Annotated in this window: 22 protein-coding genes and 2 pseudogenes; 14 read left to right on the top strand and 10 right to left on the bottom strand. The window is 63.6% G+C overall.

Annotation, left to right across the window (positions count from 1 at the left end; genetic code table 11):
- Positions 1 to 45: 45 nt before the first annotated feature.
- Positions 46 to 192: pseudogene (locus B0G83_RS39045) on the top strand (LLM class flavin-dependent oxidoreductase); the annotation flags it as partial.
- Here the strand turns inward: B0G83_RS39045 and B0G83_RS04600 are convergent.
- Complete coding sequence (locus tag B0G83_RS04600) at positions 170 to 1,009, bottom strand: inositol monophosphatase (protein WP_105506200.1); 840 nt, start codon at positions 1,007 to 1,009, stop codon at positions 170 to 172. The pseudogene B0G83_RS39045 and the gene B0G83_RS04600 overlap by 23 nt on opposite strands.
- Before the next feature lie 395 nt (positions 1,010 to 1,404).
- Between B0G83_RS04600 and B0G83_RS04595 the strand changes: the two genes are divergently transcribed.
- The 3 genes from B0G83_RS04595 to B0G83_RS04585 all read left to right on the top strand — a co-directional run bounded on the left by B0G83_RS04595 (position 1,405) and on the right by B0G83_RS04585 (position 3,757).
- Positions 1,405 to 2,151: an SDR family oxidoreductase gene (locus B0G83_RS04595; protein ID WP_105506199.1), complete on the top strand. Its 747-nt coding sequence runs from the start codon at positions 1,405 to 1,407 to the stop codon at positions 2,149 to 2,151.
- A gap of 137 nt (positions 2,152 to 2,288) precedes the next feature.
- Complete coding sequence (locus B0G83_RS04590; protein ID WP_374954884.1) at positions 2,289 to 3,143, top strand: DJ-1/PfpI family protein; 855 nt, start codon at positions 2,289 to 2,291, stop codon at positions 3,141 to 3,143.
- A gap of 131 nt (positions 3,144 to 3,274) precedes the next feature.
- Positions 3,275 to 3,757, top strand: a complete 483-nt coding sequence (locus tag B0G83_RS04585) for a DUF4440 domain-containing protein (protein ID WP_105506197.1) — start codon at positions 3,275 to 3,277, stop codon at positions 3,755 to 3,757.
- A gap of 15 nt (positions 3,758 to 3,772) precedes the next feature.
- On the opposite strand, the gene B0G83_RS04580 is transcribed toward B0G83_RS04585, so the two are convergent.
- From B0G83_RS04580 to B0G83_RS04570, 3 genes are all read right to left on the bottom strand, one after another.
- Positions 3,773 to 4,723 carry a GlxA family transcriptional regulator gene (locus B0G83_RS04580; RefSeq protein ID WP_105506196.1) on the bottom strand — a complete coding sequence of 317 codons (951 nt, stop codon included), beginning with the start codon at positions 4,721 to 4,723 and terminating at the stop codon, positions 3,773 to 3,775.
- 181 nt (positions 4,724 to 4,904) lie between these two features.
- Positions 4,905 to 6,362, bottom strand: a complete 1,458-nt coding sequence (locus B0G83_RS04575) for an MFS transporter (RefSeq protein ID WP_105506195.1) — start codon at positions 6,360 to 6,362, stop codon at positions 4,905 to 4,907.
- A 222-nt stretch (positions 6,363 to 6,584) separates the two neighbouring features.
- Positions 6,585 to 8,588: an aconitase family protein gene (locus B0G83_RS04570; RefSeq protein ID WP_105506589.1), complete on the bottom strand. Its 2,004-nt coding sequence runs from the start codon at positions 8,586 to 8,588 to the stop codon at positions 6,585 to 6,587.
- A 342-nt stretch (positions 8,589 to 8,930) separates the two neighbouring features.
- Here B0G83_RS04570 and B0G83_RS04565 point away from each other — a divergent pair, with 342 nt between their 5' ends.
- The 5 genes from B0G83_RS04565 (at position 8,931) to B0G83_RS04545 (ending at position 15,233) form a co-directional block, all read left to right on the top strand.
- Positions 8,931 to 11,192: a TonB-dependent hemoglobin/transferrin/lactoferrin family receptor gene (locus B0G83_RS04565; RefSeq protein ID WP_105506194.1), complete on the top strand. Its 2,262-nt coding sequence runs from the start codon at positions 8,931 to 8,933 to the stop codon at positions 11,190 to 11,192.
- A gap of 64 nt (positions 11,193 to 11,256) precedes the next feature.
- On the top strand, positions 11,257 to 12,333 hold the full coding sequence (locus B0G83_RS04560; RefSeq protein WP_105506193.1) for a hemin-degrading factor: 1,077 nt from the start codon (positions 11,257 to 11,259) through the stop codon (positions 12,331 to 12,333).
- Between the two features lie 35 nt (positions 12,334 to 12,368).
- A complete protein-coding gene (locus tag B0G83_RS04555) occupies positions 12,369 to 13,238 on the top strand; it encodes a hemin ABC transporter substrate-binding protein (RefSeq protein ID WP_105506588.1) in 870 nt (289 codons plus the stop codon).
- Positions 13,238 to 14,371 (top strand): iron ABC transporter permease, encoded by a 1,134-nt coding sequence (locus B0G83_RS04550; protein WP_105506192.1) that lies wholly within the window; start codon positions 13,238 to 13,240, stop codon positions 14,369 to 14,371. Before B0G83_RS04555 ends, B0G83_RS04550 begins: the two co-directional genes overlap by 1 nt.
- A 31-nt stretch (positions 14,372 to 14,402) precedes the next feature.
- Positions 14,403 to 15,233: a heme ABC transporter ATP-binding protein gene (locus tag B0G83_RS04545; RefSeq protein WP_105506191.1), complete on the top strand. Its 831-nt coding sequence runs from the start codon at positions 14,403 to 14,405 to the stop codon at positions 15,231 to 15,233.
- 57 nt (positions 15,234 to 15,290) lie between these two features.
- On the opposite strand, the gene B0G83_RS04540 is transcribed toward B0G83_RS04545, so the two are convergent.
- Complete coding sequence (locus tag B0G83_RS04540; RefSeq protein WP_105506190.1) at positions 15,291 to 16,193, bottom strand: LysR family transcriptional regulator; 903 nt, start codon at positions 16,191 to 16,193, stop codon at positions 15,291 to 15,293.
- Between the two features lie 185 nt (positions 16,194 to 16,378).
- Here B0G83_RS04540 and B0G83_RS04535 point away from each other — a divergent pair, with 185 nt between their 5' ends.
- Positions 16,379 to 16,900, top strand: a complete 522-nt coding sequence (locus tag B0G83_RS04535) for a GNAT family N-acetyltransferase (RefSeq protein WP_105506189.1) — start codon at positions 16,379 to 16,381, stop codon at positions 16,898 to 16,900.
- A 78-nt stretch (positions 16,901 to 16,978) separates the two neighbouring features.
- Here B0G83_RS04535 and B0G83_RS04530 read toward each other — a convergent pair.
- A pseudogene (locus B0G83_RS04530) lies at positions 16,979 to 17,698 on the bottom strand (response regulator); the annotation flags it as partial.
- Between the two features lie 439 nt (positions 17,699 to 18,137).
- Between B0G83_RS04530 and B0G83_RS04525 the strand changes: the two are divergent.
- Complete coding sequence (locus B0G83_RS04525) at positions 18,138 to 18,509, top strand: VOC family protein (RefSeq protein ID WP_105506187.1); 372 nt, start codon at positions 18,138 to 18,140, stop codon at positions 18,507 to 18,509.
- A 67-nt stretch (positions 18,510 to 18,576) separates the two neighbouring features.
- On the opposite strand, the gene B0G83_RS04520 is transcribed toward B0G83_RS04525, so the two are convergent.
- Entirely contained in the window at positions 18,577 to 19,296 is a 720-nt protein-coding gene (locus tag B0G83_RS04520; RefSeq protein ID WP_105506587.1) for a DsbA family protein, read from the bottom strand.
- Positions 19,296 to 20,297, bottom strand: coding sequence for an MBL fold metallo-hydrolase (locus B0G83_RS04515; RefSeq protein WP_105506186.1), 1,002 nt, complete (start codon positions 20,295 to 20,297; stop codon positions 19,296 to 19,298). Before B0G83_RS04515 ends, B0G83_RS04520 begins: the two co-directional genes overlap by 1 nt.
- Positions 20,298 to 20,404: 107 nt before the next feature.
- Between B0G83_RS04515 and B0G83_RS04510 the strand changes: the two genes are divergently transcribed.
- Positions 20,405 to 21,304 (top strand): LysR family transcriptional regulator, encoded by a 900-nt coding sequence (locus B0G83_RS04510; protein WP_105506185.1) that lies wholly within the window; start codon positions 20,405 to 20,407, stop codon positions 21,302 to 21,304.
- A gap of 22 nt (positions 21,305 to 21,326) precedes the next feature.
- Here the strand turns inward: B0G83_RS04510 and B0G83_RS04505 are convergent, their stop codons facing one another.
- Together B0G83_RS04505 and B0G83_RS04500 are read right to left on the bottom strand one after the other, a co-directional pair.
- Positions 21,327 to 21,677, bottom strand: coding sequence for a hypothetical protein (locus B0G83_RS04505; RefSeq protein WP_105506184.1), 351 nt, complete (start codon positions 21,675 to 21,677; stop codon positions 21,327 to 21,329).
- 79 nt (positions 21,678 to 21,756) lie between these two features.
- Complete coding sequence (locus B0G83_RS04500) at positions 21,757 to 22,605, bottom strand: MipA/OmpV family protein (RefSeq protein WP_105506183.1); 849 nt, start codon at positions 22,603 to 22,605, stop codon at positions 21,757 to 21,759.
- Between the two features lie 154 nt (positions 22,606 to 22,759).
- Between B0G83_RS04500 and B0G83_RS04495 the strand changes: the two genes are divergently transcribed.
- A complete protein-coding gene (locus tag B0G83_RS04495; protein WP_105506182.1) occupies positions 22,760 to 23,482 on the top strand; it encodes a response regulator in 723 nt (240 codons plus the stop codon).
- On the top strand, positions 23,479 to 24,846 hold the full coding sequence (locus B0G83_RS04490; RefSeq protein WP_105506181.1) for a cell wall metabolism sensor histidine kinase WalK: 1,368 nt from the start codon (positions 23,479 to 23,481) through the stop codon (positions 24,844 to 24,846). Before B0G83_RS04495 ends, B0G83_RS04490 begins: the two co-directional genes overlap by 4 nt.
- Positions 24,847 to 24,900 lie beyond the last annotated feature (54 nt).

Genomic DNA, 24,900 nt, shown 5'->3' with positions numbered 1-24,900 from the left:
CGGGCACGGTGTCATGCGATCGACAGTCGTCGCGGGAGTCGAACGTTGCAAACAACAGGTGAACCACGGCACGAGGCGGCGAGCACGGCGAGTGGTGCATTTACCGGCGGCGCGCTCAGTATTGGACTCACGCTGCCCTTGTTGCGTCCGGGCACGATCGTGGCCGATTTCACGAAACAGGTCGCGCTTGCGCGTCGATAAGCGCCGTCAACGCGGGATACAACGCGCTACCCGAGGCAATGATCGGATTACCGCGCAATAGTCCGCCGTTCGCGAGGAAATCGTTTACCATGCCGCCCGCTTCGCGCATCAGCACGATGCCCGCAAGGCAGTCCCATGCATTGATATGCGGCTCGTAATAGCCGATCAGACGTCCCGCCGCGGCATAAGCCAGCATCAACGCGCCCGAGCCGTTGCGAATGAACATGCCACCGTCGCCGAGCAGGCGACCGAGAAACGGCATGAATGCCTCAGGCTTCAGCCGGTGAGAAAAGCCCACGCCTAACAGGCCTTCCCGAACGCTACACGCCGGGCTGGCGTTTAGCGGCGTCTGACCGACAAACGCGCCGCGTCCTTGCGCGGCATGAAACAGCTCACCGCTGTTCGGATCGAACACCACGCCGATCAGCGGCTCGCCGTCCACCAGAATGCCGATCGACACGCACCACGCGTACAGGCCGTTCAGAAAGCAGCTCGTACCGTCGATCGGATCCACTACCCAGACCACCCGCTCGCTCGACAAGGTATCGGATACGCCGGCCGCACTTTCCTCGCCGAGAAACGCGTCGTCTGGAAACGCTTCGCTCACGGCTGTTCGGATCATGCCCTCCACTTCCCGATCGGCAATGCTGACGAAGTCCTGCAAGCCCTTATGTTCGACTTCGAGCACGGCGCGATGGCGGAACATCTGCAATGCGCGTTCCCCTGCTTGCTGGGCGATCTTGCGCGCAAGCGCATAGCGGACGTCGAAATCGATCGAGAACCGTGACGGCGATTCAATGAGCGTCATGCATGCGCTCCCGCCAATGCCGCGCTGCGCGCTTTGAGCGGCAACCCGACCCGCACTTCACGCGGGAAAAACTGATCCAGGCCATGACACACGACAAAGTTCTCCGGGTTCCGATTGAATGATGTGGCTGAAGAGACGGGCACGCACTGCGTTCAGGAAGCGTCTTTGTGACTTATGTTTGCACACGCGTGCAAGCATGGACGCCGAGCATACCACGCTCGGTTAACACTCGCGATCACGGCAATGACTTCCCTATCGCCTGAAGGCGTTTTTTGAGGGAAATACGACCTTTGCGCCATCCACGTCCCCTTCCATAATTTGCATTGGAGATCAGGCCGGTTGCGCTTTCAACCTCTAGCTTGATCAATCAAAAGACGGAAGAAAGGGACTTAAAGATGAGACTCAAGAACAAATCAGCTTTGATTACAGGCGGGACGAGCGGCATTGGTCTCGCAACCGCCAGACTCTTCATTGCGGAAGGCGCACGTGTTGCGGTGACGGGCCGAGACGAGGCCGCATTGGAGCGCGTAAGAGCCGAGCTTGGTGAAAATGCGCTGGTTCTTAAGGGCGATGTACGATCGATCGAAGACATGCGGGCAATCGCCGCCAAGGTGAAAGAGAACTTTGGCGGCCTGGATGTGGTGTTCGCCAATGCGGGCTGGGCGTTTCCGTCGGCAGTCGACGACATCGACGCACAACTCTACGACGAGATCATGGATATCAACGTCAAGGGCGTGGTGTTCACGCTTCAAGCGGTATTGCCGGACTTGCGGGAGGGTGCCTCAGTCATTCTCAATACCTCGTTCGTGGCGCAGACCGGCAAGCATGGCATTTCGTTGACCGCGGCGGCGAAAGCCGCCGTACGGTCGCTAGCCCGCAGCTGGTCCTACGAGTTTCTCGACCGAAAAATCCGCTTTAACGCGATCGCGCCCGGTGCGATCGACACGCCCCTGCTCGGTAAGTGGGGCATGCCCGACGAGCAGGTTCGCAGCCTCAAGACCGAGTTTGCCAAGACCATTCCAGTGGGTCACATGGGCAAGGCCGACGACATTGCCTACGCCGCGCTCTATCTCGCCAGCGACGAATCCTCCTACGTGGTCGGTACCGAACTGGTCGTCGATGGCGGTGCCTCGCAACTTTAAGGTTCCGGTTTTCGACGCCGGAACTCTCCACGTTATCCCGGCTCCACCACGTTTCCATTAAAACGCCCGTGGGCTCTTCAATCCGGTCCGACCTGGCTGCGCTTGCAGAGAGGGCCGACGCATAGGAAAAAATCTTTGTGACAAACCCTATCGACAACAACGCCTCCGGGGCGCAACCGATCAACGCTCGCCCTTCGCGCCGCGATATGCTCAAACTGGGCGGCATCGCCACACTCGGTGCTCTGCTGGGAGGGGGCACCCTGCTTGGCCACGCCAAACCCGCTTTCGCCGAGGCGCCCAGTGCGGGGATACTTTCGCCGACCGATCCGCTCGAAATCGTCATCGCGGTCTATCCCAACGGCACGCTTCTCGATTTTGCCGGCCCCAGCGAGGTTTTTCACTGGCTGCCCAATACGACCGTTCGCTACGCAAGCCTCGATGGAGGTCCTGTGACGCTGGAATATGGCGTGGTGTATGGCAAGACTGAGCGGCTCGCCGATATCGCCAAAGCCGATCTGATCCTGGTTCCCGGCGGCTCCAATCTGACGGCGCCGATGCAGCCGGACTATCAGGCGCAAATCCGGCGTCTCGCGGACGGTGCGAAATACGTGACGTCGGTCTGCAATGGATCGCTCGTACTCGCGGCAACGGGCATTCTCAAGGGTAAGCGGAGTGCCTGCCATTGGGCCTTTATCAACGACCTGACCGAATACGGCGCCATACCCGTTCCAGAGCGCTTCGTGGAAGACGACAACGGCCGGTTCATGAGCGGCGGCGGCATTACGGCGGGCATCGACTTCGCACTGCGTGTCGCCGCGAAACTACGCGGTCAACAGGTCGCCGAATTCGCGCAACTCCTGATCGAATACGATCCCGCCCCGCCATTCCATTCCGGTCACCCCAGGGACGCCCGGCCAGAGATCGTTGCGATGGTCGAAAAGGAATTGCCAGGCGCGTCCAGGGGACTTGCACGCATTCCAGGCATTCGCTGAAACACTTGCAGGCAATGTACGCGCGGCCATTTCGCTGACGTCGACCAAGGCCGCAACCGGGTTGCCTGCGCCACCGGCCGCATCGAATACGTGCGGCCTTTCCCATTCAAGCCAGGATTCGAATTCATTCAATGCGACAGACTCGTCTTTTCGCTGCGGCCCTTGCGGCCTGCGTCCCTCTTCTCGCCTTTACAGCGTCGGCTACGACCAGTAGCCCGCCACGCCCTTCCGAGGCCGCCATCAAAACTGAAAACGCACGATGGGCGGAAGCCTTCGCGCGCGGGGACTATGACGCGATAGGCCGCCTTTATACGGAAGATGGCGCACTGTTGCCGCCCGGCGGCGACAGAATTGTCGGAGCCCGCGCGATCGCCGATTACTTCATCAAGGGCTATGCAGGCGCCATGCCCGATACAGTTTCCTTCAGCAATCTCGAGGTCTATGGCGACGATCGGATCGTGACTGAAGTTTCGGATACCGAGATTCGCGATCACAGTGGAAAGCTCAAATCTCGCGGCAAACAAATCCTCGTCTTCCTGAAGCAACGTGGTGTCTGGAAACTACATCGCGACATCTGGAATAGCGGCGCTCCGCTGAAATCCGACGATCATTGAGTGGCCGCCGAGGCATCAGCGCTCGGCGTTCAATCTGCTCGCGCGGCGAATGGATTGCGGTGGATGTCCATGCAGTTTGACGAAAGCTCTCCGCATCCGCTCCGGATCGGAGAATCCCACAGCCAGAGCAATCCGTTCGATCGGTTCGCTACCATCCTGGAGGCGCAGTCGCGCGGCTTCAACGCGTAAGCGCTCAACTGCCTTAGCGGGTGTTTCGCCTGTTTCCCGTCGGAATGCCCGGCCAAATTGCCGCAGACTCAATCTTGCGGCTTCGGCGAGTCGCTCGACAGGTAGCGCTTCGGCCAGATGTTCCCGGGCAAAATTCAGCGCAATGCGGATGCGATCCGACTCCGGTTCCATTTGCGACATAGCGGAGAATTGCGACTGACCGCCTGGCCGACGATAGGGAACGACCAGATTTCTGGCGGTTGCGCGCGCAACGGTTGCGCCCATATCCGCTTCGATCATGGCCAGCGCGAGGTCTATGCCGGCCGCGATACCCGCCGATGTCCAGATGCACCCGTCCGCGATGTAGATGCTATCGCCCTCGACCTTGGTGCGAGGAAAGCGCGACTGCAATTGAGCAGCGTAGCGCCAATGCGTGGTAGCTCTCCGTCCGTCCAGCAACCCGGTTTCCGCAAGCAGGAACGCGCCCGTACATACGCTTGCCACTCGTGTGGCATTGGCACCTAATCGTCTGGCGGCGGCAATGTTCTCCGACAACCGCATCGGCTCGATATCTCCGCCCACGAATATGACCGTGTCGAACGTGCGCCTCTTTATGGACTTCGTCTCGATTGGAAGTCCCGTATTGCCGACAATCGGGCCGCCGAGCCGCGAGATGACGTGGAGAACATAGGGCGTATGACCCGCCGCTATTGCCACCTGATTGAAAGCCGAAAGGGGTCCGGCAAGATCCAGAGCATCGTGGCCATCGCAAACGAAAAATCCAACTCGATGCGTCATGAGGTAGTAAACCGGCTACACATGGAATGGCGTATTTTATAGAAAACCCTTAAATTACGCCATTCCAGTGTTTCCCGTTAGATGCGGCGAGTGGGATCGATTTTAGTGATCCGACTCAGCGGTTCATTGCCTGCGCATACGGGGCACACGCGCCAAGTGTTCCGTCATACGACATTTCCCTCTAGCTGGAAATGATTTCGAGTTCGAGCCCCTTCGTGCGCGGCCCCATCAGGCCAATCGCCAGCATCACGATCAGCATCGCACCGGCAATAAACACGAACACACCGGTCGTGCCGAACTGCTTCAACACCGACGCGATCAGAAATGCCGTGAAAATAGCCGAGAACCGGCTCCACGAATAGACGAAGCCCACCGCCCGCGCACGAATGCTGGTCGGAAAAAGCTCGGTCTGATACGCATGGAAGCTATACGAAATGATATTGCCCGCAAGCGTCAGGCAAACCCCGAGACTTACCAGCAACACCGCGCCCGACGCCTGACTGAACCACAGCCCGCAGACGATATTCACCGCGGCCATCACCACAATCACTGTTTTGCGTTCGAAGCGATCGCCGATAAACAGCCCGATGATGGGTCCAACCGGCGCAGCCAGTGCGATCACGCTCGAGTACATCAAACTCGTGGTAATCGTAATGCCCTGCTTGATCAGCAACGTCGGCACCCAGTTCGCGAAACCGTAAAAGCCCACTGTCTGGAAAATGTTGAAGATCGTCATCATCAGCGTGCGGTTGCGGTACGGCGGCACCCACATATCGCGGAAACTGCCGCGCGGCGCCACCGGCACCGGCGGTGCGGGCGGCGGCAATTCACGGCCGTATTCGCTGCGCACTTTCGCTTCGAGCGCGCTCATCACACGGTCGGCTTCGGCGAGACGCCCTTGCTGCGCGAGCCAGCGCGGACTCTCGGGCAACGCACGGCGAATCCACCAGACGAACAACGCACCGTGCGCGCCGATCAGCACGACCCAGCGCCAGCCATCCAGACCGAGCACGGTACGCGGCACCAGCAGATACGACAGGAACGCCACCACCGGCACGGCTGTGAAACCCACGGCCTGCTCACAAGCGAACGCGCGGCCGCGAATCTGCTTGGGCACCAGTTCCGAGATGTACGTGCCGATCGTCACTAACTCGACGCCGATACCGATACCCGCGACGAAGCGCCAGAAGTTCAGCCCGGTCGCCGTCTCCTGAAACGCCATCACGACGTTGGCTGCGGTGTACCACAGCAGCGAATAGGTGAACACGGCGCGGCGTCCGAAGCGATCCGCCAGAAAGCCGCACGCGATCGTGCCGATAAAGAGGCCACTAAACAGCGCAGCGATGAAACTCGCCACCCCGGTCGAGCCGAACAGACCGTGCGTGGTCGCCGTCAGCAAACCGCTTTTGACGAGGCCAGGTGCAACGTAGCCCGAGTACAGCAGGTCGTAGAGTTCAAAGAAGAAGCCGAGGCTCAGCAGCACGACCAGCTTCCAGACGGAACGCGTGGCCGGGAGCCGGTCGAGGCGCGCGGAAATGCTGCCGGCGTCGAGCGTGGCGGTGGTGCCGGTAGCCGCATCAAAAGAGGCGACGCCGGGGCTGCGCTGTGCAGCGGACGCGGCGTGATCGGGGGATGCCATGTTGTTTGTCTCCTGTGTCGACCGGCGTCAGCGTGTCGATTCGAGGCGGCGCTTTGGCGCCGACGCGGATTCCGAACCGCCTACTCCGATCCCGTGCAACGTGTTGCACGCATTACGGGCAACCGCCATGCGGCGCGCCGAAACCAGTCTTGTGCCGGCCTTTCCTTGATTCGCGCAACCACGCGCACCACGCTTGCCGGGCCGCAAGGTCCGGCGAGCATTCTAGCCGCGCGCGCGCTTCAATTGTTCGAAGGTGGTGATTTTTCCGGCCAGCGCGCTCGCCGCCACCGTGTACGGACTCGCGAGCCACACGTCCCCCGGGCCCGAACGCCCCGGAAAATTGCGGTTAATCGCGCTGATCGTCACGTCATTCGCGTCGGCGGATTGCCCCGGCCCGCAATTCGCGCACGACCCGCAACCCGGCATCACGAGCGTCACGCCCGCGCGCTCGAATACCGGCAAATAGTCTTGCGCCTCGCAATACGTGCGCACGGCCATGGTGCCGAATTGTAGAAACAGACGCGTGCCGTCCGGCACACGCATGCCTCGCTCGACGCCCCAGCGCAGCACCTCGTGGTAGTAGTCGAAGTCTTCGCGCTTGCCCGCGGTACACGAACCGCCATAGGCGATGTCGATCGCGACGTCCTGCTCCAGTTGCGGCGCCGGCATGCCGTTGCCGGGGTCGCCTGGGCGCGCGAGCATCGGTTCGATCCGGCTCGCGTCGATCCGGATCGTGTCCCGATAGGTCGCGCCTGGATCGCTTTTCATCCAGCTGTCCACGCTGAAATCAACGCCGCGGCGCTCCTTCAGAAACGCAGCCGTGCGTGCGTCCGGTTCGACGATGCCCGTGAAGCCGCCCAGTTCCGCGACCATGTTCGTCAAGGTTGCGCGCTCATCGATCGACATCGCCCGCACCGCTTCGCCGCCGTATTCGAACACGAGGCCGATCGCACCGCCCGAGCGGATCGCGTCCATCTGCAGCAGAAACAGCACGACGTCCTTGGCGGTGACGCCGTCGCGCAACACACCGTCGATCTCGATACGCAACGTCTCCGGCACCTTGCAGCGCACGTAGCCCGTCACCCAGCTATTGGCGATTTCCGTTGCGCCCGCACCGAATGCGAGGCAGCCGAGCGCGCCGGAATGCGGCGTGTGCGAATCGGTGCCGCACGCCACTTGCCCCGGTAACGCATACTGCTCCGCCATCAGCGCGTGACAGATGCCTTCGGAGCCCGGCTGCGTGTCGAGCGCGCCATGCGAGCGCACCGGATAGTCGCGCGAGAACGATGTATGCCCTTCCATCAGATTGGCGACGCCCGGCAATAAACCGTCGCGCACGTGCGGGATGCTCTGCGCCGCGAGCACCAGATGATCCTGAAACGCGATGATGTGATCCGGCTGGTGTAACGGCGCGGGCTTGCCGAACGCGCGATGCATCAGATGCGCGCACATGCCGGTGAAGTAGTCGTGACTGAAGCGCCAGTCGGCGGCGATAAACACGCCGTCGCCCCGCCGCGCGCCTGTCATGCCCGGATGCAGATGCCGCGCAATGATCTTCTCGACCAGCGTCATCGGCGCGGCAGGCTGCGCGAATGCATTCGTCGCGGCGTGAGTGTTGGCATTGGCATTGGCATTGGCATTGGCGTTGCTGTTCCCATTCGCCCTGCCCGGCGCGGGCCAATCCGCGAACTTGCTGTACGCCAGCAAGCCGCCGCTGCGAATGATCTGCTGCGTGAGTTCATCGCGGCCTTCGAGAAAGGCGTCGATCGGCACGGCCTCGCCGGCCATCAAACGGTCGAGCACGGCGAAATCGGTGGTGGTGAGAATGCCGATGTTGTCGCAATTCTGCTGGTAAATACGCTCGAAACTCTCCGCGACGATCACGCGGATACCCGCCGACAACTCCGCCAGCGGACTCGATTCGCGCGACGACCCCTTACCGTAGCGCTTGCCCGCGACCGTGATCTGGAAGCCGCCGTCTCTCACCGCATTGCGCCCGATCGGCAGACGCTCACCGGCCTTGAAGCCGACGTACGGATACTGGCCGAGACGTTCGTCGTAAGTGAGCATCACCGTGACGGGCGTAATCTCGTCGGTGGAGACGTTATCGCGCAGCGGCCCCGCACTGGCGCGCGTCAAGTTGCCGCCGGCCAATTGCGCGTCGATCACCGCGGGGTCCGAGGACAGGAACAGCACGCGGCCGTCCAGACGAATCGTATCGCTCATCAGCATTCTCCTTCTGCTCACTATACGGCGCGTGGACGCACTGCCGAAGTGCCGTTGCAGCAACGCAGACCTCTCGTTTCATGAGGTTTGCGCATCCTCACCCGAGGTCATGCATCGCCAGAGGCAGCAAATTATTCCGCATGGCCAGTTGACAATAATTCTCATTTACAATAGATTTGTAAGGCTTTAGTCAACTTTATCCATCCAATTCACATACACGGTCCGCATTTAATGCGAACTGCCAGCCAGGTGCCTCTCGTCACCCAGCCAGCTCACGGGCTCGTTTGATCGGGAGAACCACACGTGCATCACCTCAATACAGCGCGACGTCCGCTGTGCACCATGCTGTCCGGCGTATTTGGCGTAGTCGGACTTTGGGCCGCGCAGTCGGCACACGCGGCAGATAACACATCGCCTCAGAACGCTACCGCGCAACAGGTCGCCCAGGCGTCGCAAGCCGCATCGGCGGCACAATTAGCGTCGAACCGACTGCTCGATCCGGTGACCGTCACCGCCACACGCACCGCGTCCGCGCAAAGCCGCACGGCGGCGTCCGTCTCGGTGATCACCGACCAGGACCTGGAAGAACAGCAAGCCGAAAACATCAAGGACGCGCTGCGCTACGAGCCCGGCGTCACGGTGCGCCGCGCGCCTTACCGGCCCGGCTCGGCGGCTTTGGGCGGCGGTCGCGACAACGATTCGAGCATCAACATTCGCGGCCTCGAAGGCAACCGCATTCTGATGATGGAAGACGGCATCCGCCTGCCCTATTCGTTCACGTTCGGTCCGCTCGAATCGGGCCGCGGCGACTACGCGGATCTCGGCACGCTCAAGCGCATTGAAATTCTGCGCGGCCCGGCTTCGGCGCTGTATGGCAGCGACGGCCTGACCGGCGCGGTGAACTTCCTGACCAAAGACCCGCAGGATCTGCTCGACATCTACAACAAGCCGACCTATTTCTCGGTACGTCCGAGCTACGAATCAGCCGACCGCAGTTTCGGCGCGACGGTGCAGGCGGCCGGCGGCAACGACATGATTCAGGGCATGCTGATCGCCGACGGCCGGCGCGGCCACGAAGTGGACAACAAAGGCTCGAACAATTCGGCGACGACGCTGCGCACCACGGCGAATCCGCAGGACACGTATTCCGAAACATTGCTCGGCAAGCTGGTCGTCAAACCGACCGCGCACGACACCTTCAAATTCACCGCCGAAACCGTCCGCGAACGGATCGACACGAACGTGCTGTCGGCGATCAACCCGCCCACCACGCTCGCGCTGACCGGCAACGACAAGCTCGAACGCAACCGCTACAGTCTCGACTACGACTTCAATAACGAGGCCGCACCGTTTTTCCAGACTGCGCACGTTCAGGTGTACTACCAGGACGCCTGGCAGGATCAGAACTCGTATGAGAAGCGCGGCTCGTCGGCTTCACGCACGCGGTTGAGCCATTACGGCGAGCGGGTGTTCGGCGGTTCCGCGTTCGCGGAAAGCAACTTCCGCACGGGCATCCTCTCGCACAAGCTGCTGTATGGCGGCGACGGCAGCCTCGACCGCGTGACGGCGCTACGCGACGGCACCGTGCCGGGCGTCGGCGAAGCGGCGTTCCCGAACAAGCCGTTCCCGGATACCGACTACCGTCTGCTCGGCGCGTTTATTCAGGATCAGATCAGCTACGGCGGCTTGACCGTTACGCCGGGTTTGCGTTTCGACACCTACGCACTAAACGCGAAAACCGGCGACCCGCAATATCTGGGCAAACCGGTTTCGTCGAGCGACAACGCGTTGTCGCCGCGCCTCGCGGTGCTGTACGAAGTGTCGCCCGCGCTGATTCCGTACGCGCAATACGCGCACGGCTTCCGCGCCCCGTCGCCGGATCAGGTGAACAACAGCTTCGCGAATCCGCTGTATGGCTACACGTCGATCGGCAATCCGAACCTCAAGCCGGAAACCAGCGACACCATCGAAGCCGGTTTGCGCGGCAAGCTCGGCACCGGTCTCGGCCCGCTGCGCTATAGCGCGGCGATCTTCGCCGGCCGCTATCGCGACTTCATCGCGCAACAGACCGTGAGCGGCAGCGGCCGCCCGAACGATCCGCTGGTGTTCCAGTACGTCAACTATTCACGGGCCTCGATTCACGGCCTCGAAGGACGCGCGGAATGGGCGCTGCCGTACGGCTTCACGGTCAAGACCGCGATGGCGTTCACCAAGGGCAGCGTGGAGGGCGGCAACAACGCGAATCAGCCGCTCGACACCATCAACCCGTTCTCGGCCGTGTTCGGCCTGCGCTATGAACCGAGCGAGCGCTGGTTCGTGCAAAGCGATCTGCTGTTCCAGGCCGCGAAGAAATCGAGCGACATCACGCCGAAGAGCTGCGCGGCGCAAACCTGCTTCGCGCCGGGCTCGAGTTTCGTGGTCGATCTGCGCGGCGGCTATCGCTTCAACAAACACGTCATCGCGTATCTCGGCGTGTACAACCTGTTCGACCGCAAGTACTGGAACTGGTCGGACGTGCGCGGCATTGCGGAGACGTCGCCGGTCAAGGACGCTTATACGGCGCCCGGCCGCAACGTGTCGGTCAGCATGAAGGTCGACTTCTGATGCGGCACGCGCACGCCGCGCTCCCCTCTTTCAACCCGCTAAACGGCATTGCGAGGCACTTATCATGCTGAATTCCGCCCGTCACGATGCAGCTGCACTGACTCAGCTGCGTCACGATTTTAAAACCGTGAAGGCCGCGCAGAAACTGCGCAACCGCGAAGCCGCACACGCGCTCGGCATTAGCGAAGGCGAAGCGCTCGCCGCGTTCGTCGGCGAACACGTGGTGCGGCTCGAGCCGAACTTCGTCGAGCTATATGAACAGATGCCGCAGCTGGGCGCCGTGATGGCGCTCACGCGCAACGAGGCCGCCGTGCACGAGAAAGACGGCGTCTTCGAAGACATGAGTCACGACGGCACCGTGGGCCTCGTGCTCGGCAGCGCGATCGATCTGCGGGTGTTCTATCACGCGTGGGCGTCGGGTTTCGCGGTGCGCGAAAGCACCGCGCAGGGCCTGCAAAAAAGCCTGCAATTCTTCGACAAACAAGGTCACGCGGTCCACAAGATCTTCCTGCGCGAGCACAGCAATCACGAAGCGTTCGACGCCTTCGTCGACCGCTGGCAAATGCGCGACCAGGTGCCGGGCCTCGCAACGGAAGAAGCGTCCGCGCCGCCCGCGTTGAATCTGGACAGCGATATCGACGTGGCCGCGTTTCACGGCGCGTGGGACGCGATGACGGACACGCACCAGTTCTTCGGCATGCTGCGCAAGTTCGGCCTCGCGCGCACCCAGGCATTGCGGCTCGCCGAGCGCCGCTACGCGTACTCGGTCGCCAACGACGCGCTGCAAGGCCTGCTCGAACGCGCCGCGCAGAGCACGCTGCCGATCATGGTGTTCGTCGGCAATCGCGGCATGATCCAGATTCACACCGGACCGGTCAGCAATATTCGCATGATGGGCCCATGGGTCAACGTGCTCGATCCGGGCTTCAATCTGCATCTGCGCGGCGATCTGATCGCCAGCGCGTGGGTAGTGCGCAAGCCGACCAGCGACGGCATCGTCACGTCGCTCGAACTGTTCGACGCGAATGGCGAGAACATCGCGATGCTGTTCGGCGCGCGTAAACCGGGTCAGCCGGAACTCGCGGGTTGGCGCGAACTGATCGACGGTATCGCGCGTCTCGAAGACGGGGCGGCAGCGTGAACGCCGTCCGCCTGAATGGGCGGCGACGTCGCCTGATGCTCGGCAGCGGCGCGCTGTTGCTCGGCGCGTTGGCGCCGCGTGCGTTCGCGCAGCCGCCGCGGCGCGTGATCGTGGTCGGCGGCGCGCTCGCCGAAATCATTTACGCGCTCGGCGCTCAGGGCAATGCCACTAGCGCCGCCAGCGTGCTGGTCGGCGCGGACACGACCTGCAGCTATCCGGCTGCCGCGCGCGCGTTGCCGAAGGTCGGCTATCAGCGTGCATTGTCGGCGGAAGGTTTGCTGTCGTTGCGGCCCGACCTGATCCTCGCGTCGGCGGAAGCGGGGCCGACCAACGTGCTCGCGCAGGTCAAACAGGCGGGCGTGTCGGTCGTCTCGTTCGCTGAACAGCACAACGTGGACAGCGTGCGCGACAAGATCACCGGCATCGCCAGAGCGCTCGACGCAACGCCGCAGGGCGACGCGCTGCTGACGCGCTTCGACGGCGAATGGCAGCGCGCGCGCGAGGCCGTCGCGGCCTCGTCGCTCGCGCGCCGCCCGCAATCGCCGCGCGTGCTGTTCGTGCTGAATCACACGGGCAACAGCGCGATGGTCGCCGGCCAGCACACCGCCGCCGACGCGATGCTCGCCTATGCCGGCGCGCGCAACGCGATGCAGGGCTTCAATGGCTACCGGCCGCTGTCGGCCGAAGCGCTGGTGAGCGCCGCGCCCGATCTGATCCTGACCACCGACGAAGGCCTGAGCGCGGTCGGCGGCGCAGCGGCCATGCTGGCGAGCCCCGGCTTCGCGGCGACGCCCGCGGGACAAAACAGGCGCGTCGTCGCGCTCGACGCCTTGTTCCTGCTCGGCTTCGGCCCGCGCCTGCCCGATGCGGTGACCATGCTGAACCAGAAGCTGCAGGAGGCGTGATGGAATCGGACCTCGTGGCGTCCACGCCAGGGCAAGGGCGAGGGCCAGGGCCCGCGCCGGCAGGCCGCCATCAGCCGAAGTCGGCCACGCTGGCGGAACGTCGCCGGCGCACCGCTCGTCTGCTGCTAGGCGCGCTGGCTATCGCGCTCGGCCTCGCGACGCTCGCCGCGATCTGCATCGGCGCGTATCGCATCGGCCCCACGCTAGTGTGGTCCGCGTTGCTCGCCCAACCCGCCGAGTTGGCCAACGATCCGGCGCTTCAACAGGCGCGCGCGGTCCTGCTGCAAATCCGTTTGCCCCGCGTCGTGCTGGCGCTGCTGGTCGGTGCGGGCTTCGGCTCGGCCGGCAGCGCGCTGCAGGCGCTGTTTCGCAATCCGCTCGCCGACCCAGGGCTGATCGGGATTTCGAGCGGCGCGGCGTTGGGTGCTTCCACACTGATCGTGCTCGGCCCGATGATCGGCGCACTCAGCCTCGTCTGGCTGCCGGCCGCCGCATTTCTCGGCGCGCTGACCGTGGCGGCGCTCGTCTACCGGCTCGCCGCCGCGCGCGGCCGGCTCGCGCTGCCGCTGCTGCTGCTCGCCGGCATCGCGATCAATGCGCTGGCCGGCGCCGCGATCGGCCTGCTCACCTATCTCGCCGACGACGCGCAATTGCGTTCGCTGACCTTCTGGAGTCTCGGCAGTCTCGGCAGTGCGCAGTGGCCGGTGCTCGGCGCGGTCGCGCCCTTCGTCGTGGCCGGGGCGCTGGTGATCGCGCGCAACAGCCACGCGCTCAACGCGCTGCAACTCGGCGAGACCGAGGCGCAGCATCTCGGCGTGCCGGCCCAGGCGGTCAAACGTACGGTGCTGGTAGCGTCGGCGCTGGGTGTCGGCGCGCTGGTGTCGTGTACCGGCGTGATCGGCTTTATCGGGCTGGTCGCGCCGCATTGCGTGCGGCTCGCCTGCGGTCCCGATCAACGCGTGGTGATGCCCGGCGCGATGCTGCTCGGCGCCACGCTGACCGTGCTCGCCGATCTCGCGGCACGCACCGTTGCCGCGCCGGCCGAAGTGCCGCTCGGCATTCTGACCGCACTGATCGGTGCGCCCTTCTTCCTCGCGTTGCTGTGGCGCAGCCGCAGTCAACTCGGTCTGTGAGCGATCCAGACTTCCTGACGGAGCGTATCCGATGCTCATGACCCGCCACCTCTCGATCACCCGCGGCGACCGGCCGATTCTGCGAGATCTTTCGCTGACGGTTAAGCCCGGTTGCCTGACCACGCTGCTCGGCTGCAACGGGGCCGGCAAGAGCACGCTACTGAAAGCGCTGGCGGGCGAGTTTCATGGCGGCGGCTCGACGCGTCCGCCGCAGTTGAGCGGCACGACGACGCTCAATGGCGAGTCGCTCGACGGCATGTCGTCGAAGCGTTTGGCGCGGTTGCGGGCGGTGTTGCCGCAAGCGTCCAATCCGGTATTTCCGTTCACCGTCGAAGAAATCGTGCTGCTCGGGCGCTATCCGCATGCGGCGAGCGGCGCCGTGTCGCGCAACGACCGGCGGATCGTCGACGAAGCGTTGACGCTGGCGGGCGCCGAAACGCTCACGGGACGCGAGATCACCACGCTGTCCGGCGGCGAGTTGGCGAGGGTGCAGTTCGCCCGCGTGCTGGCGCAGATCTGGCCGCAGGAAGACGATATCGGCAACGCGTCGGAACAACCGACCCGCTATCTGCTGCTCGATGAGCCGACCGCCGCGTTGGATCTGGCGCATCAGCATCGCTTGCTGGAGACCGTCAGGGCGTTGACGCGCCGTTGGCGGATCGGTGCGCTGGCTATCGTGCACGATCCGAATCTGGCCGCGCGTTATGCCGATGCGATCGCTTTGCTGGCGGACGGCACCATCATCGCGCAAGGCACGCCGCGCGAGATCATGCAGCCGGCGTTGATCGAGCGATGTTTTGGGTTTGCGGTGCGGATGCTGGATGCGGGAGACGGGTCGGCGCCGGTGGCGGTGCCGGCATGAGGTTGCGGGGTTGAAGTTTCGGGTTTACGGCGGGCTTGTTGCGGACTTAACCGCAAATCACGCGCCACTCCCCAAAAATCCCACCAACGCCGCCGCGCTCGCACTCAACTGCTCGCGCGCCTTGAAAATCACCATCAACCGGCGCACCGCCCACGCATCGCTCAACGACAACAGCCGCACGTCGAGCGCATTCACGTAAAGCAGGCCCACCTGTTCCGGCACGATCGCGATACCGAGCCCCGCATGCACCATCCGGCACAACGCATCGAGACTGCTCACGCGGATCTTCACGTCGAGTTGCCTGCCCTCCGCGGCCGCCTGCTGCGCGAGCATCTGCGTCAGCGCGCTCTCGCTGCGCAAACCGACAAAGCTGTCGCCGAGCAAGCCGTTGAACGCCACGCGCGCCATGCCGGCGAGACGATGACCGCCCGGCACCAGCACCGCTAACCGGTCCTGCCGGTACGGCACCTGCTCGAACGCTTCGCTGCCCGCCACCGGGTTGCAGATACCAAAGTCCGCCGCATGCTCGGCGACCAGACGCAGCACGTCGGCGCTGTTCTCCTCTTCGAGTTCGATCGACACTTCCGGAAACGCGCGCCCGAAGGCGGCCACATCTTCCGGCAGAAACTGCACGATCGACGACAGATTCGCCACCACCCGCACCCTGCCTTTCGCGCCCGACGAAAAGCGCGACAACTCCGCGCTCATCTGTTCGATGTTGCCGATGATAGCCAGCGCATGGCGGAGCACCGTCTCGCCGACCGGCGTCACCGTGATACCGCGCGATTGGCGCTGGATCACCGGCAAGCCGATCACCGCTTCGATTTCGGCGATGCGCCGGCTCACCGCCGACGGCGCAATGAACTCGCGCTCGGCCGCCCGCGCGATGTTCCGCTCCTGGCATACCGCGACGAACAATCGCAGCGAAGTGAGATCGAGTTTCTTGAGAAGATTTTCCATTGAGCTTCCGTCACCGTAACGCCAACCCGACCAGAACCGCACACCGGCACCCGCGATAGTCGAGCGGTCGAGGTCGTCCTCGGCGCACGCGCTTTGTTTCCGCCACGTTATCCGCTATCTTTGCGCACTCCGCATTTTGCACGCCGCGCGCCGAAACGCGCCTATTTATCGCCGATTGGAGACGCATGACCACCGTTCGACTCAGCCGCGCAACTCGCGCCGATGCCGCCGATCTGATCGCCGCCAACCGCGCGAGTCAGGACTACCACTTGCCGTGGGTCGCCTCCTTCACCGATCAGGCCGGCTTCGACGGCTGGTTCTCACGCACGCTGACCGGACCCAACGTCGGGTTGGTCGCGCGGGAAACGAAGTCGAACGGGATTGTCGGCATGATCAACGTCAACGAGATCGTCGCTGGCGTTTTTCAAAGCGCTTATCTGGGCTATTACGGCATGTCGGGCTTCGCACGCCAAGGTCTGATGACCGAAGCGCTGCGCGCGGCGGCGAGCTATGCGTTTGACGAGATGGGACTGCATCGGCTGGAAGCCAACATTCAACCGGGCAATGAAGCGTCGATTGCGCTGGTACGCCGACTGGGCTTTCAGAAGGAAGGGTATTCGCCGCGCTATCTGCGCATCGACGGCGAATGGCGCGATCATGAGCGGTGGGCGCTGCTGGCCGACACACCGTCCCGCGACGCAAGCTGAGCCCGAGGCGGGCTACGCAATGTCCCGCTGCGCCAACGCCAGCGAAGCGCGCCGGTTCGAGACGCGAGTCATCGTCTTGCGGACCGGCGAATGCCGTGCGCCATCCGGCACGAACACATAGCCGTGACTGCGCACGGTCTGGATAAATCTCGGCGCGGACGGGTCGGCCTCGAGAATCCGCCGCAACCGCCACACCTGCACGTCGACGCCGCGATCCGTGCGTTCGTCTTCCGAGCCGTGCAGCAATTCGAGCAGGCGCACTCGCGTCAGCGTCCGCATGGGGTTTTCGACGAACACCTTCAGCAACGCGAACTCCGCCGCGGATAGAAAGAACGCGCCGCTATCCATTTCCAGGGTGCGTGAGCGCAGATCCAGCGTGAACGGACCGAACACGATCGCGCGATCGTCTTCTCGCGCGGCGGCCGGCAGGCACGTATTGCAACGCCGCAGCACGGCCCGCACGCGCGCCAGCAGTTCGCGCGGATTGAAGGGTTTGCCGATGCAGTCGTCCGCGCCCATTTCGAGGCCGATGATGCGGTCGACGTCGGTGGGACGCGCCGTGAGAATCACCGGCACTTCGTTGCCCGCCGCGCGCAGCTTGCTCAGCGCATCCAGGCCTTCGGTGCCGAAGCGGATCTGATCGAGCACGATCAGATCGGGCGATAGCTGTTCGATCCTGTCCGCCAGCGAGCTCACGTCGCGCAGGACGGAGACCGTCATGCCCGCGCGTTCCAGCAGGGTGGTCAGCACCTCGGCGAGTTCGACATCGTCGTCAACGACCAGTATTTGTGCATTCATATCAAGGAATCTGACGCGCAGGATGGCAAGCGGGTTTGCAATCACGCCTGCGGGTAGACTCGCCGTGGCCGGATCTTGAAGTTGGCTTTCAAAGCCGCTTTCAAAACCGTCAGTCAGGTGCGATTCATGCGCAAACGTGCTGCCCAGATCTCTTGAACGGAGCGAACGGAGAGAATCCGTCGCTGAATGACTCATTATTTCTGTTGCGTCGTGCCGGTCTATACGGTAAGGCGCGGTATGGGCGCTCGAAAGCGGTCGGTAAGCCCCGTCAATAAGCGTGTTTTCAGGCAGCCGGGAGCAAACGCGCCGAAGCATCGAATGTGATCGCCGCGGAGCATTTAAACTTCGCCGGTGGCGTTGTGGTCACGAATTGCCAGCCGATCCTATTCACCCGGCGGTGCTATCGAAGTTCGAAGCGCTGCGCCCTTCGGAGAGATCCATGCCGTTGCACATGTCGAGATTGATTCTTTATGTCCACGACGTCGCGCTGCTGAAGTCCTTCTATCAAACCCATTTCGCGTTGCCCGTCAGCGAGGAAATCGAACACGAATGGGTCGTGCTGCAAGCGGGCGCGGTTGAGATTGCGCTGCATCGGGTTGGTGAGCCGTATCGCAAGCTGGCGGCCACACCGAATCATTCGAATGCGAAGCTGGTTTTTTCGGTCGATTCAGGACTGACCGAGTTGCACGACCAACTCACGCGCGCAGGCGTGCCGATGCGCGGTCTGAAACGCTACGACGGTTTCCCTCAACTGATGTGCGACGGCGAAGATCCTGAAGGTAACGTGTTTCAGCTTTCGCAAGCGGATTGACCGGGGTCGCGGCCCGACGTCCGCTTATGCACCGGTCCATGCCGCCCACGTTGCCATCAGGTCTTGTTCACGCGCAACCACCGATATCGCAGCTCGGCCCGCTTTCCGGCGCAGATGAAACCGTAGCGAACGCCGACGCCCCAATCGACACACCGGTCAAGCGAGCAAGCTCACGCGCCCATTCGACCGGCCGCCCGAGATACGCGCGAATATCGACGACGCCGACCCGACCGTTCTCATCTTCCAGCGCGAAGGTCGGGAAGCCGTGTCCCCCGACCTCGTCCAGCAGACGACGGCTAGCGCCGATATGCTGCTGCGTCGGCGCGCCGCTTTGCCGCGCGAAGGCCGCGCGAAACGCGTCCGCCGGCAAGCCGATCTCCACGGCGAGTTCCTGCAGCACGGCGGCGTCGCTGATGCGCATGCCTTCCTCATAGTGCGCGCGCTGTTGGCGATGAATCATGTCGAGTCCGCGCCCAGCCACTTCTTCCGCCGCCAACGCCGCCGTGATCGGTGGCTCCGAATCCATCACGGCGTGCTCGTCGCGCAACAGGCCGTCGAAATAAGCCGCGCCGAACGGCTGGCCGGTCAGGTCGGCAATGCGTCGGTCGTGCGGCATCACGTAGTCGCGCCATTGCGGCGTCACGCGACGGCGCTGCGCGCCCGCCAGCATGCCGCCGCCATGAAACGCGAGCGTGAGACCGGGCACGGCACGCGCCGCCTCGACGAGCGGTGCGGCGCCATAGCACCAGCCGCACAGCGGATCGTAGATGTAGTGAAGCGTCGCCATCATGCGCCTCCTTGCGCGGCGGCCTTGCCGTCCACGCGTTGACCGGCAGCGGCGGGAGCCGAACCCGCGGCTGCCGGTTTGCTATCCGATGCCGACGCCGCCGGCGCCGGCCATTGCATTTCGCCCTTGATGACCTTCGCGCTCAATTCGAGCGACGACACGCCGCCCAGGTCCGGATACGCCCGTTTCATCGCGTCGACGAGTTCGGTCGAATTGTTCGCCTTCGCGGCGGCGCGGTCGAAGGTCTTCAGATAGTCCGCGGTAAAGCGCACTGCCTTGACGCCCGTCGGCATCGGGCCGGTGAAGTGGCCGGGCACGACCGTCGCCGGCTTGAGCGCGACGATATCATCGAGCGTATTCAACCATGCCGCGCGCGACGCTTCGCTCTGTGTATCCGCGACCCACACATGATCGCCGCTATTGACCACCACGCCGCCCGCCACCGTCTTCAGCGACGGAATCCACAGATAGGTGCGCTCGGGAGCCGGGCCAGCGAGACCTTTAATCTCGATGGACCGGCCTTCCAGCATCAGACGATCGCCGTGCAGCGCTTCGGGCAACACGAGACGCTTCGGCGCATTGTCCTTCAACACCGGACCCCAGTAGGCGAGCTTGCCGTCCATGGTCGCCTTGATCGCGGCGACCGTTTGCGGCGTCGCGACGATCTTCGCGTGCGGGAACGCATCCTGAATGACGTCGAGGCCGAAGTAGTAATCGGGATCGCTCTGGCTGATGTAGACCGTGGTCAGCGTCTTGCCGCTGGCCTTGAGCTTCTTCACCAGCGCTTCGGCGTCGCTGCGCTGGAATTGCGCGTCGATCAGCACCGCGTCATGCGCGCCCGTGACGATCTCCGACGACACCGGAAACACGCCCTTGTCGCCGGGGTTATAGATCTCGAGATGAAGCGGTGCGGCGCCGGCCGCGTGAGCGGCGAGACCGATGCTGAGCAGCGCGGCGGGAACGACCAGACTGAATGGCGAAAAGCGGAAAGAGCGCGACATGGATTCTCCAATAGCGGGTTCTGAAACGATGCCGCCATTGTAAATTTCTTCGATCGATCTAAAAGCCGCTTATCATGCGCATATTTGTTGCATGAATCGATCGAATCATGGACCGTATCACCGCTGCCGAAGTTTTCGTGACGATTGCCGAACGGGGCAGCCTGACCGCCGCCGCCGACGGTCTGGCCATGTCGCGCGCCATGGTCACACGCTATCTGGCGCAAATGGAGGCGTGGTCGGGCGCGCGGCTGCTGCATCGGAGCACCCGGCGTATCAGCCTGACCTCTGCAGGCGAAGCGGCGCTGGCGCGTTGCCGGCAGATGCTCGAGATTGCCGGCCAGATGGCCGTGACCGACGGTCCCGAGGCGGAGACGCCGCGCGGCCTGCTGCGCGTGGCCTGTGCGCAGGTGCTGGCGCAGCAGGTGCTCGGCGCGGCGATGACAGCATTCCTGAAGCGCTATCCCGCCACCGCCGTCGATCTCGTGGTGGACGGCCGCACGGTGAATCTGGTGGAAGAGCGCATCGACCTGGCGATCCGCATCACCGAGCAACTCGACCCCAGCCTGATCGCGCGGCCGCTCGGCATTTGCCCGTCGGTCGTGTGCGCGGCGCCGTCGTATCTCGCCGCGCACGGCACGCCGCGCGACGTCACGGAGTTGGCCGTGCACAACTGCCTGACTTACTCGTACTTCGGCAAGAGTCTGTGGAAGTTCAAGGACACGGCGAGCGGAGAGCCGTCGGCCGTGGCGGTGGGCGGCAATCTCAGCGCGAACGATTCGATGACCTTGCTGGCGGCCGCGCGCGAAGGCGCAGGGATTGCAATGCAGCCGGTGTTCGCAGCGGCACCGTTGATCGCGAGCGGACAACTCGTGCGTCTGCTGCCCGGTCACGAAGCGCAAACGCTCGATATTTACGGCGTCTACAACTCACGGCGACAAATGCCCGCGGCGCTGCGTGTGCTGATCGATTTTCTGGTGGACTGGTTCGCGACGCATGTGGCGGCGTGACGCGACCTGACGCACCGGCCCCTCAATGGTCCGGACTAAAACCGCGCGCGTAGTCCAGCGCTTCGGCCAGTACATCGACTTCCGACTGTTTTTCCCGCAACTGCGCGCGCAGTTCGACGATCAGTTGAACCGCGTCAAGCACGTTCGTGACTTCGACCGGCTCGTGACCTGATGCCGCGCTCCCATCTTGCGAATGAAGACGGCCTTGCGCTTTCCATCCGTCGAGGTTGCTCGACCCGGACAGCGTGCCCACGGGCCGCTGACGACGCACTCTGCCGCGCCCGGCATCGTGCTCCTGACGGCAGTCGCTATCCGACGCCTCGCAGGACGCGCGGCGCCGGACGACTCGGGTGTGACGCGTAGCAAACAGCATGTTCTTCTCCGTTCCGGGGTATGACCGAACCGCGCCGCCCTGCCGCGCAGGCCCAAGCATACCCGGGACTTTATTTACGTTACTGGAACTGATACAGATACCCGACGCGCGCGGCGGGAATGAAGCGCCTGCCGACCAGCGGGCTATCGGCGATACCGCTGCCGAGATGCGTGACCTGCAGATCGAGGCTCACCGACTGACGCGGCGCGAGCTGATACGCGACGCGTGTGCCGATCGTCGCGTTCACCGTCGCGCTGCCGTCATACGCAGGCCGCCCGGCGCGCGCTTCCGACGAGGTCACGCCGTAGTAGTAGTCGACATATTTGCCGGCGAGCCAGGTGGCGTCCGCATGCGGTTCGATGCTCCAGCGTCCCATTTCAAAGGCCTTCTTGAATTCGAGGCTGGCCTGCTGGCCCTTGTTGCCGCCCAGCAGGTAGCTACCGGTAAGCGTGCCGAATGCCGTGTGCCAGCCCACCACCGGGCCGTACCAGAAGGTCAGGCTGTCGCGATTCGGCATGCCGTTCAGGATCGGCGCATCCGAGCCCCGATAGCCTTCGAGAATCCCCACGCGGGCCCGCAATGCAACCGTGACGCCGCTCCATTGTCCGACCTTCAGATCGAGCCTCGTGGCGTACGCGTTGATCCATTTATTGTCGATGTAGAACAGCGGAATCGGCGTCACCCGCGCCTTGTCGCCGCGGTAGGGCGACGCATCCACGCCCACGCCGGCGCCCAGGCCCCAGTGCGTCACGTTGGTCGCGTTGCTCAACACGGTGAAGCCGGAATCGGCCCCGCTATCGACGCCGCCCGCCCACGCGAGGCGGGAACTCATCAGCAGCGCGGCGGCCAGCAGCGCCGGGTAGTCGCGGCAACGGACCTTCTTCACGACATCGACAACACGACGCGTGGCTTTCGACGAACTCGCCATTCAGTAACCTCCAATCAGAAGCGGCGAGATTACTCAGGCGAATCGACGCCATGATGTGCGCGATATTTCGAGCCCGATACAATGTGTCAGCCCTGAAATATTGCCGGGGCACGGCTGACATAGATTAACGGCCGTTCAGGATTAGCATTTGGGAATGACTTATATGCCGCACGTACTGGTGGTCGACGACGAAGAGGACATCCGGTCCTTATTGACGGGGTTTTTTCGCCGGCATGGCCACGAGGTCAGTATCGCGACCGACGGCGTCACGCTCTTCGAAATGCTCAACAGCCGACCCATCGACCTGGTGATTCTCGACGTCATGCTGCCCGGCGAAGACGGCTTCAGCCTATGCCGGCGTTTGCGCGCCACCTCGAAAGTGCCCGTCATCATGCTCACCGCGGTGGCCGATCATGTGGATCGCGTGGTCGGCCTTGAAATCGGCGCGGACGACTACCTGGTGAAGCCATTCGACGCACGCGAATTGCTCGCCCGCGTGAAGGCTGTCTTGCGTCGCACGACGCAGTCCGATGTCGCCGTGGCGAGTACCGGCACGCGGCCGATGCTGTCGTTCGCCGGCTGGCGGCTCGATATTGCACGGCGCGAATTGCGCTCCGCCGACAACACGCTGATGATCCTGTCCAGCACCGAATTCGACCTGCTGCTGGCGTTCGCGGAACACCCGCAACGCGTGCTGTCGCGTGAACAGTTGCTCGATCTCGCGCACGGCGCGGCGCATGAGGTGTACGACCGCAGCATCGACGTGCAGGTTGCGCGCCTACGCCGCAAACTCGATCTCGACGACAAGGAACCGCCCGTGATCCGCACGGTACGCGGCGGCGGTTACATGTTCACCCCCACGGTGCGGCGCGGATGAAAACCAGCCTGCGGCCGCCCGATACGATCGGCTGGCGTATTGCGCTCACGGTCGGCTCCGCGATTGTCGGCGTGCTGCTGCTCAGCGTGGTGTTCAATCATTTCGCGGGCGTGTGGGCGCGGCCGTCGGTCGAGGAAACCGCGCTGCTCGGTCGGGCCAACGACATCATCCTGATGGTCGAGACCGTGCCGGATCGTTACCGTCAACCAGTGGCCAGCGCCTCGCACATTGCGGCGACCTCGGTCGACTGGTATCCGGCGGGCTCGCCGACCGCGCGCGTGCTCGCGGCGTCGCCCATGACGAGCCGCACCGACGCGGAGCTCACGCAGTGGTTCGCGGCTAATGGCCACCCGCGCACGGTGTTGCTGTTCAAATCGAACGACGACCTGTCGGGCAGCTTGCCGCATTACGATCGTGCCCGCGACCCGCACGCCTATTTTCTGGCGGCCGGACTGAACGACGGCAGTTGGCTCGTGTTCACCGCGACCCGCCGCGCGTGGGGACTGCCGCGGCCGGCGCAGATCGCAATTGCGCTAGGATTCGTGGCGCTGTCCATTCTCGCGGCCTCGGTGGTGGCCACGTATTACCTGTCGAAGCCGTTACGGCGTTTCGCCGACGACCTGCGCCGCTTCGGTGGCGATCCGCGTTCCGGTCCGGTACGCGAAGCGGGGCCGCGCGAATTGCGCGCCGCGATTGCGGCCTTCAACGCGCTGCAGGCACAGTTGCGCAAATTTGTCGAAGACCGTACCGCGATGCTGGCGGCCATGTCGCACGATCTGCGCACGCCGCTCACGAAAATCCGGCTGCGCGGCGAGTTCATCGAAGACGAGGATCAGCGCGAGCGCCTGTTCCGCGACGTCGACGATTTGCAGGCCATGGCGGATTCCGCGCTGTCTTTCTTTCGCGACGACTACAAGGACGAAGAATCGACCGTGTTCGATTTCGCCGGACTGCTGCGCACCATCGCCGACGATTACAGCGATCAGGGCAAGCCGGTTTTCTACGCCGGCCCCGAGCGTTTCGCGTTCAGCGGACGGCCGTTTTCATTCCGGCGCGCGTGTGCGAACCTGGTCGACAACGCGTTGAAATACGGCAACCGCGCGGAACTGGAGCTTCGCTGTTCGGCCACGCAGATTCACCTGAAGGTAATCGACCACGGCCCGGGCATTCCGTCGTATGCGCTCGAAAAAGTGTTCGCGCCGTTTTACCGCCTCGAACAGTCGCGCAATCGCACGACGGGCGGCATGGGTTTGGGGCTGACGTCGGCACGTGCGGTGATTCAGGCGCATGGCGGCGATATATCGCTGAGCAACCGGCAAGGCGGCGGGTTGGAGGTGAACGTGACGCTGCCCGCCATGTGCTGAGGGATCGGTTGTCGCATGGGGCACGGCGCGCGGGGCCGCCATCGTCCTCGCCAC

It is taken from the genome of Paraburkholderia sp. BL21I4N1, assembly GCF_002973525.1.
Classification (GTDB): Bacteria; Pseudomonadota; Gammaproteobacteria; order Burkholderiales; family Burkholderiaceae; genus Paraburkholderia.
This window is presented reverse-complemented; position numbering and strand designations above follow the sequence as displayed.

Excerpts from the sequence above, each read along its gene's own strand:
- B0G83_RS04540 (WP_105506190.1), bottom strand. The coding sequence starts at position 16,193 with ATGGAAAATCTTCTCAAGAAACTCGATCTCACTTCGCTGCGATTGTTC.
- B0G83_RS04500 (WP_105506183.1), bottom strand. The coding sequence starts at position 22,605 with ATGGCGAGTTCGTCGAAAGCCACGCGTCGTGTTGTCGATGTCGTGAAG.
- B0G83_RS04575 (WP_105506195.1), bottom strand. The coding sequence starts at position 6,362 with ATGGCATCCCCCGATCACGCCGCGTCCGCTGCACAGCGCAGCCCCGGC.
- B0G83_RS04545 (WP_105506191.1), top strand. The coding sequence starts at position 14,403 with ATGCTCATGACCCGCCACCTCTCGATCACCCGCGGCGACCGGCCGATT.
- B0G83_RS04585 (WP_105506197.1), top strand. The coding sequence starts at position 3,275 with ATGCGACAGACTCGTCTTTTCGCTGCGGCCCTTGCGGCCTGCGTCCCT.
- B0G83_RS04600 (WP_105506200.1), bottom strand. The coding sequence starts at position 1,009 with ATGACGCTCATTGAATCGCCGTCACGGTTCTCGATCGATTTCGACGTC.
- B0G83_RS04580 (WP_105506196.1), bottom strand. The coding sequence starts at position 4,723 with ATGACGCATCGAGTTGGATTTTTCGTTTGCGATGGCCACGATGCTCTG.
- B0G83_RS04570 (WP_105506589.1), bottom strand. The coding sequence starts at position 8,588 with ATGAGCGATACGATTCGTCTGGACGGCCGCGTGCTGTTCCTGTCCTCG.
- B0G83_RS04510 (WP_105506185.1), top strand. The coding sequence starts at position 20,405 with ATGGACCGTATCACCGCTGCCGAAGTTTTCGTGACGATTGCCGAACGG.
- B0G83_RS04535 (WP_105506189.1), top strand. The coding sequence starts at position 16,379 with ATGACCACCGTTCGACTCAGCCGCGCAACTCGCGCCGATGCCGCCGAT.
- B0G83_RS04490 (WP_105506181.1), top strand. The coding sequence starts at position 23,479 with ATGAAAACCAGCCTGCGGCCGCCCGATACGATCGGCTGGCGTATTGCG.
- B0G83_RS04495 (WP_105506182.1), top strand. The coding sequence starts at position 22,760 with ATGACTTATATGCCGCACGTACTGGTGGTCGACGACGAAGAGGACATC.
- B0G83_RS04520 (WP_105506587.1), bottom strand. The coding sequence starts at position 19,296 with ATGGCGACGCTTCACTACATCTACGATCCGCTGTGCGGCTGGTGCTAT.
- B0G83_RS04525 (WP_105506187.1), top strand. The coding sequence starts at position 18,138 with ATGCCGTTGCACATGTCGAGATTGATTCTTTATGTCCACGACGTCGCG.
- B0G83_RS04505 (WP_105506184.1), bottom strand. The coding sequence starts at position 21,677 with ATGCTGTTTGCTACGCGTCACACCCGAGTCGTCCGGCGCCGCGCGTCC.
- B0G83_RS04560 (WP_105506193.1), top strand. The coding sequence starts at position 11,257 with ATGCTGAATTCCGCCCGTCACGATGCAGCTGCACTGACTCAGCTGCGT.
- B0G83_RS04515 (WP_105506186.1), bottom strand. The coding sequence starts at position 20,297 with ATGTCGCGCTCTTTCCGCTTTTCGCCATTCAGTCTGGTCGTTCCCGCC.
- B0G83_RS04550 (WP_105506192.1), top strand. The coding sequence starts at position 13,238 with ATGGAATCGGACCTCGTGGCGTCCACGCCAGGGCAAGGGCGAGGGCCA.
- B0G83_RS04555 (WP_105506588.1), top strand. The coding sequence starts at position 12,369 with ATGCTCGGCAGCGGCGCGCTGTTGCTCGGCGCGTTGGCGCCGCGTGCG.
- B0G83_RS04595 (WP_105506199.1), top strand. The coding sequence starts at position 1,405 with ATGAGACTCAAGAACAAATCAGCTTTGATTACAGGCGGGACGAGCGGC.
- B0G83_RS04565 (WP_105506194.1), top strand. The coding sequence starts at position 8,931 with ATGCTGTCCGGCGTATTTGGCGTAGTCGGACTTTGGGCCGCGCAGTCG.